The 7,113-nt window shown below is 58.4% G+C and carries 8 protein-coding genes; 3 read left to right on the top strand and 5 right to left on the bottom strand.

The features are described from left to right. Positions 1–262 precede the first annotated feature (262 nt). Together rmuC and OQK_RS18685 are read right to left on the bottom strand one after the other, a co-directional pair. Positions 263–1,627 (bottom strand): DNA recombination protein RmuC, encoded by a 1,365-nt coding sequence (rmuC, locus tag OQK_RS18690; protein ID WP_163012613.1) that lies wholly within the window; start codon positions 1,625–1,627, stop codon positions 263–265. A 175-nt stretch (positions 1,628–1,802) separates the two neighbouring features. Further along, positions 1,803–2,126: a hypothetical protein gene (locus OQK_RS18685; protein WP_024012181.1), complete on the bottom strand. Its 324-nt coding sequence runs from the start codon at positions 2,124–2,126 to the stop codon at positions 1,803–1,805. Between the two features lie 911 nt (positions 2,127–3,037). Between OQK_RS18685 and OQK_RS18680 the strand changes: the two genes are divergently transcribed. The 3 genes from OQK_RS18680 (at position 3,038) to OQK_RS18670 (ending at position 5,434) form a co-directional block, all read left to right on the top strand. After that, positions 3,038–3,262, top strand: a complete 225-nt coding sequence (locus OQK_RS18680) for a hypothetical protein (RefSeq protein ID WP_016773719.1) — start codon at positions 3,038–3,040, stop codon at positions 3,260–3,262. Between the two features lie 271 nt (positions 3,263–3,533). Next, the gene (locus OQK_RS18675; RefSeq protein ID WP_016773718.1) at positions 3,534–4,016 is read left to right on the top strand and encodes a hypothetical protein; all 483 of its coding nucleotides are present in this window, start codon (positions 3,534–3,536) and stop codon (positions 4,014–4,016) included. Positions 4,017–4,162: 146 nt separating this feature from the next. Continuing rightward, positions 4,163–5,434: an OmpP1/FadL family transporter gene (locus tag OQK_RS18670; RefSeq protein ID WP_016773717.1), complete on the top strand. Its 1,272-nt coding sequence runs from the start codon at positions 4,163–4,165 to the stop codon at positions 5,432–5,434. Positions 5,435–5,644: 210 nt separating this feature from the next. Here the strand turns inward: OQK_RS18670 and OQK_RS18665 are convergent, their stop codons facing one another. From OQK_RS18665 to OQK_RS18660, 3 genes are all read right to left on the bottom strand, one after another. Then, entirely contained in the window at positions 5,645–6,205 is a 561-nt protein-coding gene (locus OQK_RS18665) for a glutathione peroxidase (protein WP_016773716.1), read from the bottom strand. 54 nt (positions 6,206–6,259) lie between these two features. Beyond that, positions 6,260–6,382, bottom strand: coding sequence for a hypothetical protein (locus tag OQK_RS31865; protein ID WP_016773715.1), 123 nt, complete (start codon positions 6,380–6,382; stop codon positions 6,260–6,262). Then, on the bottom strand, positions 6,379–7,113 hold a 735-nt coding region (locus OQK_RS18660; RefSeq protein WP_038861378.1), incomplete at its 5' end, for an MFS transporter. The genes OQK_RS18660 and OQK_RS31865, both read right to left, overlap by 4 nt.

Raw genomic sequence — 7,113 nt, 5'->3', positions numbered from 1 at the left:
AGCGACCGTCTGGCGCAGCCAGACACAGCGCAAGGAGGTGCAGCGAAGCAAACCGGAGCCGCTGAGCCAGGATCGATCCCGGAGCGAAGGAACCCGAGCTTGCGAGGGCCGAACGTAGGAGCAAGCGTTTTTTTGCTTATTTTTTTACTGGGCCGGCATTCCGGGCGTTTGTAAAAAAAGTGAGTCGCCGTAAGGGCGAAACCGCCAGCCGCCATCACCGCAGCAACGGATATGCCCCCAAAATCAGCCCAAAAAACGACGCCTACTCAGGCAACTCAACCAACCCATCAACATCCGTCATCGCCCGCTCCAGCAAATCCGCCGGCAAGCTCTTGCTCGCCCGCGCACCGAGCAACTTCAACTGCTCACTGCGGCTGACCAGATTACCGCGCCCCTCTGTCAGCTTGTTGCGCGCTGAGCTGTAAGCCTTGTCCAGTTGCTGCAGACGATTGCCCACTTCGTCCAGATCCTGAATAAACAACACGAACTTGTCGTACAGCCAACCCGCGCGCTCAGCGATTTCCCGGGCGTTCTGGCTCTGCCGCTCCTGCTTCCACAAACTGTCGATCACCCGCAGCGTAGCCAACAGCGTAGTCGGACTGACGATCACGATATTGCGGTCGAAAGCATCCTGAAACAGCGAAGGCTCAGCCTGCAAGGCCGCAGAAAATGCCGCTTCGATCGGCACGAACAGCAAGACGAAATCGAGGCTGTGCAGGCCTTCCAGGCGCTTGTAATCCTTGCCGGCCAAACCTTTGACATGATTGCGCAGCGACAACACATGCTGCTTGATCGCGACCTGCCCCAACGTTTCGTCATCTGCCGCAACATACTGTTGATACGCGGTGAGGCTGACTTTCGAGTCGACCACGACTTGCTTGTCGCCGGGCAGATAAATGATCACATCGGGCTGGAAGCGCTCGCCGTCCGGGCCTTTGAGATTGACCTGGGTCTGGTACTCGCGGCCCTTCTCCAGACCTGCATGCTCAAGAACGCGCTCGAGGATCAGTTCGCCCCAATTGCCCTGGGTTTTCTGGCCCTTGAGCGCGCGAGTCAGGTTGGTGGCTTCGTCGCTCAGACGCAGGTTCAACGCCTGCAAACGCTCCAGCTCCTTGGCCAGCGAGAAGCGCTCGCGGGCTTCGGCCTGATAGCTTTCTTCAACGCGCTTTTCAAAGGACTGGATGCGCTCTTTCAACGGATCAAGCAACTGCCCGAGCCGCTGCTGGCTGGTTTCGGCAAAGCGCTGCTCACGCTCATCGAAGATCTTGCCGGCCAGCTCGGCGAATTGCGCGCGCAGTTCATCGCGTGAGCCTTGCAGGTCGTTGAGACGTTGTTGATGGCTTTCCTGTTGCTCGCGCAGTTCGGCACTCAGCGAGGCCGCGTGGGCGTCGAGGCGGCGTAACTCAGCATCCTTGTTGGCGCGTTCGAGGTTCCAGGCGTGGGAGGCGTCGCGGGCGTCGTCGCGCTCGATCTGCAGCAATTCGACTTCGCGGCGCAGCGCGGCGAGGTCTGCCTGTTTGGCGGCGTTGGCCTGGCCAAGATCGGCGATTTCATCGCGGCTCGCTTCAAGCTGCGCGGTGAGGCCGTCCTGGGCCAGTTGCGCCATCGCCAGGCGCTCTTCGAGCAAGGCCAGATCGGCCTGGGCATTGCTGGCCCGGCGTTGCAGTTGCCAGGCCAGCGCCAGCAGCGGCAACCCTGCCGCCGCAAGACCGAGCAATACGCTGGTCAAGTCCATAGCCATAGCGACTCCTGCCAATCGGATAAAGCCTGAAGGTTAACCAAGGTGTCAGGGCTTGGACAGCTCAGTCTTCGATCAGACCGAGTTCCTGCTGCGCGCGACGGTCACCGGCACGGGCGGCCTGACGCAGCAACTCCTGACCGATACGCCGGTCACGGGCATTGCCGCACTCCCGGCAAATCAATTGGCCGAGGCGGCTTTGTGCGGCGACCACGCCTTCTCGGGCCGGTTGCTTGAGCAGACGGCCGGCCAGGTGCTTGGCGCTGGGACTGTCGCTCAGGCGCGGCGCATCGAGCAGCCATTCGGCCACACGCACGGAAAAACGCTTGGGAGCGGTAACAGAGGTCGGATTGGAGGTAACAGAGTCTGATACTGAGCGAAACTTCATAAAGCACTGCGGGACAGATCGGAAGGCGCGCCACTTTACTCTCTTTTTCTTACAGGTAAAGTCGAAAAAAACCCGGCACGCCCGTCCTAGAGCAAGCGCTAGGGACAATCCACAGAAGCTGTGGATAAGTCAGTGGACAACCGCTCTGTGATCCTCGCAAAGCCTTATGGAATGGGGCTCGCAGTCAAACTGACGATTTTTTCACCAACAAAAAAAGACGATATTTTTCATTGACTTAAACTTTTGATACAGGCAGCGACTGGAGTCAGGATCGATGTGACAGTTGCGTTACGCTCTGCGCAACTAATGTGCACAAGTACCTGTGAGCCGGTTATATGCGTGCGCTTTTTCGGGTCATTTTGCGCAGCTACGAACGACCCAAAGGCTCTGCGAAAAGCCTGCACGCCGACGGACGGTGCGACCCGACCTTTCCCTGAGATCCTTTTTTTGGTCATGGGGTTTGCTTCGCCCGGACGGATCCGTTACTATCCGCGGCGTTAGTACCAAGCTGAAAGTCAATTCCGGTCGAACATCTCCCCACGGTCAACTTCCAACAGGAAGACACTGCCGAAAAAAGCGGGAACGACCCCTCGATGGTTTCCAGGTAAATCTTGCGACGACGCTGCCTTTGAACGAAAACAAAGGGCGTTGCGAAGAACACTTACTCTGACCGAACCAACCTGCAAATTGATCAGGATCTTCACCCCGGGCCCAGAACCTTTGCCCTCGCTGTGATGCCTGTCCTCCTAAGTACCTACCTGCCAGCCCAAGCGCGCTCACTTATCAGCGCTTCAAACTGGCTGCTTTGTTCCAGTCGGGTTCTTCGTTCGATCAATGGTGATCAACGTTACTGGAACGTTTTAACGTTGCACGGTTCTTATCCGTGTCATTTGTAGGAACACCTAATAACTATGTCTACTCAAATCCAGACTCAGGATGCCATTCGCACCCTAACCAACGCTTTTGCTCCAATGAACTGCCTGATCATGGCCGCTCGCAAAGGCTGCTTCAGCTTCACCGTGGTCAATGAACACGGCATCGCTCGTCACAGCGAGCGTTTGTACCCCGATCAATACTCCAGCGCCGAACCGCTGCAGGCCGTGATCGAGCGTACCCGTCAGGCACTGGTTGCCTGAAAGCCGGACAGGCTGCAAAAGCAAAGCCCTGCTGAAAAGCGGGGCTTTTTATTGCCTGATATTTCACTTTTAGCGCTGCGCTTCTAAGCATATTCCGATCTAAGGCCCGGGATGCGATGACGGAAATATTTTAAAAACAGGCCTTTACACGCTGAATATGACACTACACTTCAACTCAAGCGGCTTGACCCGCTTGCGGCGAGCCTGAGTCGATCCACTGCTGCCAAGGCCCCTTCAGGACTCGCCCTCAACAACAAGAACCGAGGGTGTTATGGGTATCGCTGCCAGCGAACTGTGCCGCTATGTGATCCGTCCCACACTGATTTATCTGGGACGCCACTGCGCAACTGCCGAATCCCTGCTGCTGGGTATCGCCGCCAGCCAGTCCGCCCTCGGGTCTGCCCTGCATGACCGCCGTGGCCACGGCCTCTACCGGATTGCCGAGCATCGGCATCAGGCCCTCTGGGACGATTATCTGGCGCTCGATCCGGAGCGCGCCAGCCTGGTGCGCGGCCTGGCCAGTCAGCATGCGTTCCTCAGCGGCCCGCATCTGGAACTGACCGTCAACCTGCGTTACGCCACGGCCATCGCCTGGCTGCTGATAGAAGAACAAAACCCCACCCTCCCCGCTCCGACCGACCTGCTCGGCATGGCGCGTATCTGGCGCCAGACCTTTCAACCGCAAGGCCGTTTACGCGACTTCACCTATGCCTGGCAAACCTGTGTTTCACCGCTGAATCAGGTCGCTTGCTGACCGGGCGGTTTCACAAGTTCTCCCATCAGGCCGCCATTTTGGTCGGATTGTCCTACAAAACCGCTCTAACTCAAGGCATACAGGCTATAGCGCTGGGACGAAAATGTTGGTAATTTTCGCCCCGGTGATCACCAGGAGTTCTAATAATGAAAAAAGTCATGCTCAAAACCACCCTTAGCCTCGCCGTTACCCTTGCCTCTACACAAATCTTCGCGGCAGGTTTTGCCCTCAACGAACAAAGCATCAGTGGGATGGGGACTGGTTTTGCCGGGCGATCTTCTTCTGCCGACGACGCAAGCACTGTTTATGGCAACCCGGCCGGCATGGCGCGCATCAAGCGCGAACAAGTCACCGGTGGTGTCGCCGTTGTCGATGCACACACCGATATCAGCAACGCCAGCTCCAGCCCTAACGGCGGTAGCAACAAAGGCGACATGGTGCCCTTCACCGCTGTACCTATGGGCTTCTATGTAAAACCGATCGATGACCACTGGGCATTCGGTCTCGGTGTGTACGTGCCGTTCGGTCTGATCACGGATTACGAAAACGGTTTCGCCGGTCGTTACTTCGGCAGCAAGTCCGAAGTACAAGTCATCACTTTCCAGCCAACCGTCAGCTACGCCTTCAACGACAAGGTGTCGATCGGTTTCGGCCCGACCATCAACCGCATCGACGGCTCGCTGGAATCCAACCTGTCGATCACCCAGGCACTGCCGGACGGCAAGGTCAAGATCAAGGGTGACGACACCGCGCTGGGCTACAACGTCGGCTTGCTGGTCCAGGCCACCGACACCACCCGTGTCGGCCTGACCTACCACTCCAAGGTCGACTACAAGCTCGAAGGTGACACCAAGGTCAACTACAACGCTCTGGCGCTGGTGGGCGTTGGCGCCAACCAGAAGTACGACGCTTCGTTGAAGATCACCACGCCGGAATCCGTGGACCTGTCGGTCACCCAGGCGATCAACGATCGCTGGAACGTCTACGCCGGCACCACCTGGACTCGCTGGAGCCAGCTGGACAAGATCACCGTGAAGAACTCCGGCGTGCAGCCTCTGCTGGCCGGTCAGTTCGGTTCGATCAACGAAGACCAGAACTGGCATGACTCCTGGGCGTACGCCGTGGGTACCTCGTACCAGTTGAACAAGGAATGGGTACTGCGTACCGGTCTGACCTTCGACCAATCGCCAACCAATAACGAAGACCGCTCGCCACGTATCCCGACTGGCGACCGCACCATCTTCAGTATCGGTGCCGGCTGGAGCCCGACCGACGACCTGACCATCGACGTCGCGTACTCGTACCTCAAAGAAGAGTCGGTCAACATCCGCAACGAAAACGCGCGTGGCCAGACCTACGATGCCAAGTATGAAAACTCGGCAAACGGCTTCGGTGTCGGCGCGACTTACCGCTTCTGATGCACCGTGGCGAGGCTAACCCCTCGCCCACGAAAAAGCCCCGCACTCTTTACAGAGGCGGGGCTTTTTCATGTCTGCAACTTTTCACTGGAACGACTAAATCACCCCTGTGGGAGCGAGCCTGCTCGCGAAGGCGGTATGTCAGATGTAGATTTGCTGGCTGACACACCGCTTCGCGAGCAGGCTCGCTCCCACAGGGAAAAACATGGGTCAGTGAGTCAGCTGTTTGGAGGCAATGGCCTTCTCGATCGCCGCAATAAACTCGGGATCATCCGGTTTGGTCAAACTGGAAAAACTCGCCACCACCTTGCCCTGCCGGTCGACCACATACTTGTAGAAATTCCACTTCGGCGCATTGCTCTGCGCGGCCAATACCTGAAACAGGTGTGTGGCGTCATCGCCGCGAACCTTCTGCGGCTCGGTCATGTTGAAGGTCACGCCATAGTTGGCGTAGCAGACCTTGGCGGTTTCCGCGCTGTCCTTGGACTCCTGCTTGAAATCATTCGACGGCACGCCGAGCATCTCAAGGCCTTGCGCCTTGTAGCGCTTGTTGAGCGCCTCGAGCCCTTCGAACTGTGGGGCGAAACCGCAGAAGCTGGCGGTATTGACCACCACCAGCGGCTTGTCGGCGTACTGCTTGCACAGATCGATGGATTCCTTGGCGCGCAACTTGGGCAGCGAGCCTTGCAGCAGCTCAGGACAATCGGCGGCCTGGGCCAGGCCAGTCAACGCCATCAGCAACGCGGGAACAGCACACCAGCGCATCAACATGTCGAATTTCCTTGGGCAATCATCAGGCTTCGACGTTACTCGCCACGCTGCCATCTAGCAAATGCTCATGCCCAACTGCATCAGCGCCAGACCGCCGCGCTGCCAGCCCCACCACACCAGCGCCAACAGCGCAGCAGCCAGTGCGGCAACAACGACCCGCGCGCAGATCCGGCTCATGCTGCACTCGTCGCAGCTTGCAGGCGGGCCACCGGACGCTCGCCCACCGGCCAGTTCAGCGCCGCCGCGAGCAGGCTCAAGAGAACCGCCACTTGCCAGATCAAGTCATAACTCCCGGTTCGGTCGTACACCACCCCGCCCAGCCAGCCGCCAAGGAACGAGCCGAGCTGATGGAACAGAAAGACAATGCCACCGAGCATGGACAAATTGCGCACGCCGAACAAGGTCGCCACCGTACCGTTGGTCAAAGGCACCGTCGACAGCCACAGGAAGCCCATGGCCATGCCGAACAGATACGCCGTGGTGGTCGTCACCGGCAACCACAGGAACAGCACGATCACCACTGCGCGCAACAGATACAGCGCAGTCAGCAGACGCGGTTTCGACATGCGTCCACCAAGCCAGCCGGCGGTGTAAGTGCCGAAGATATTGAACAATCCGATCAACGCCAGCACCGTGGTGCCGACACTGGCGGGCAGATGCTGATCGACCAGATACGCTGGCAAGTGCACACCGATGAACACCACTTGAAAACCGCAAACAAAAAAGCCGAACGCCAGCAGCCAGAAACCGGAGTGCGAGCAGGCCTCACGCAGCGCTTCGGAAAGAGTCTGTTCATGGCCAAGCACCGGCAGCGGCTTGTCCTTGAGCATGCTCACCAGCGGCACAATCATCGCCACCAACAGGCCCAACACCAACAGCGCCGCCGACCAGCCGAGCCAGCCGATCAG

It is taken from the genome of Pseudomonas sp. R62 (assembly GCF_000257605.1).
GTDB classification, from domain to species: domain Bacteria; phylum Pseudomonadota; class Gammaproteobacteria; order Pseudomonadales; family Pseudomonadaceae; genus Aquipseudomonas; species Aquipseudomonas atacamensis.
The sequence above is the reverse complement of the archived record's forward strand: the minus strand, read 5'-3'. Positions and strand labels throughout refer to the sequence as shown.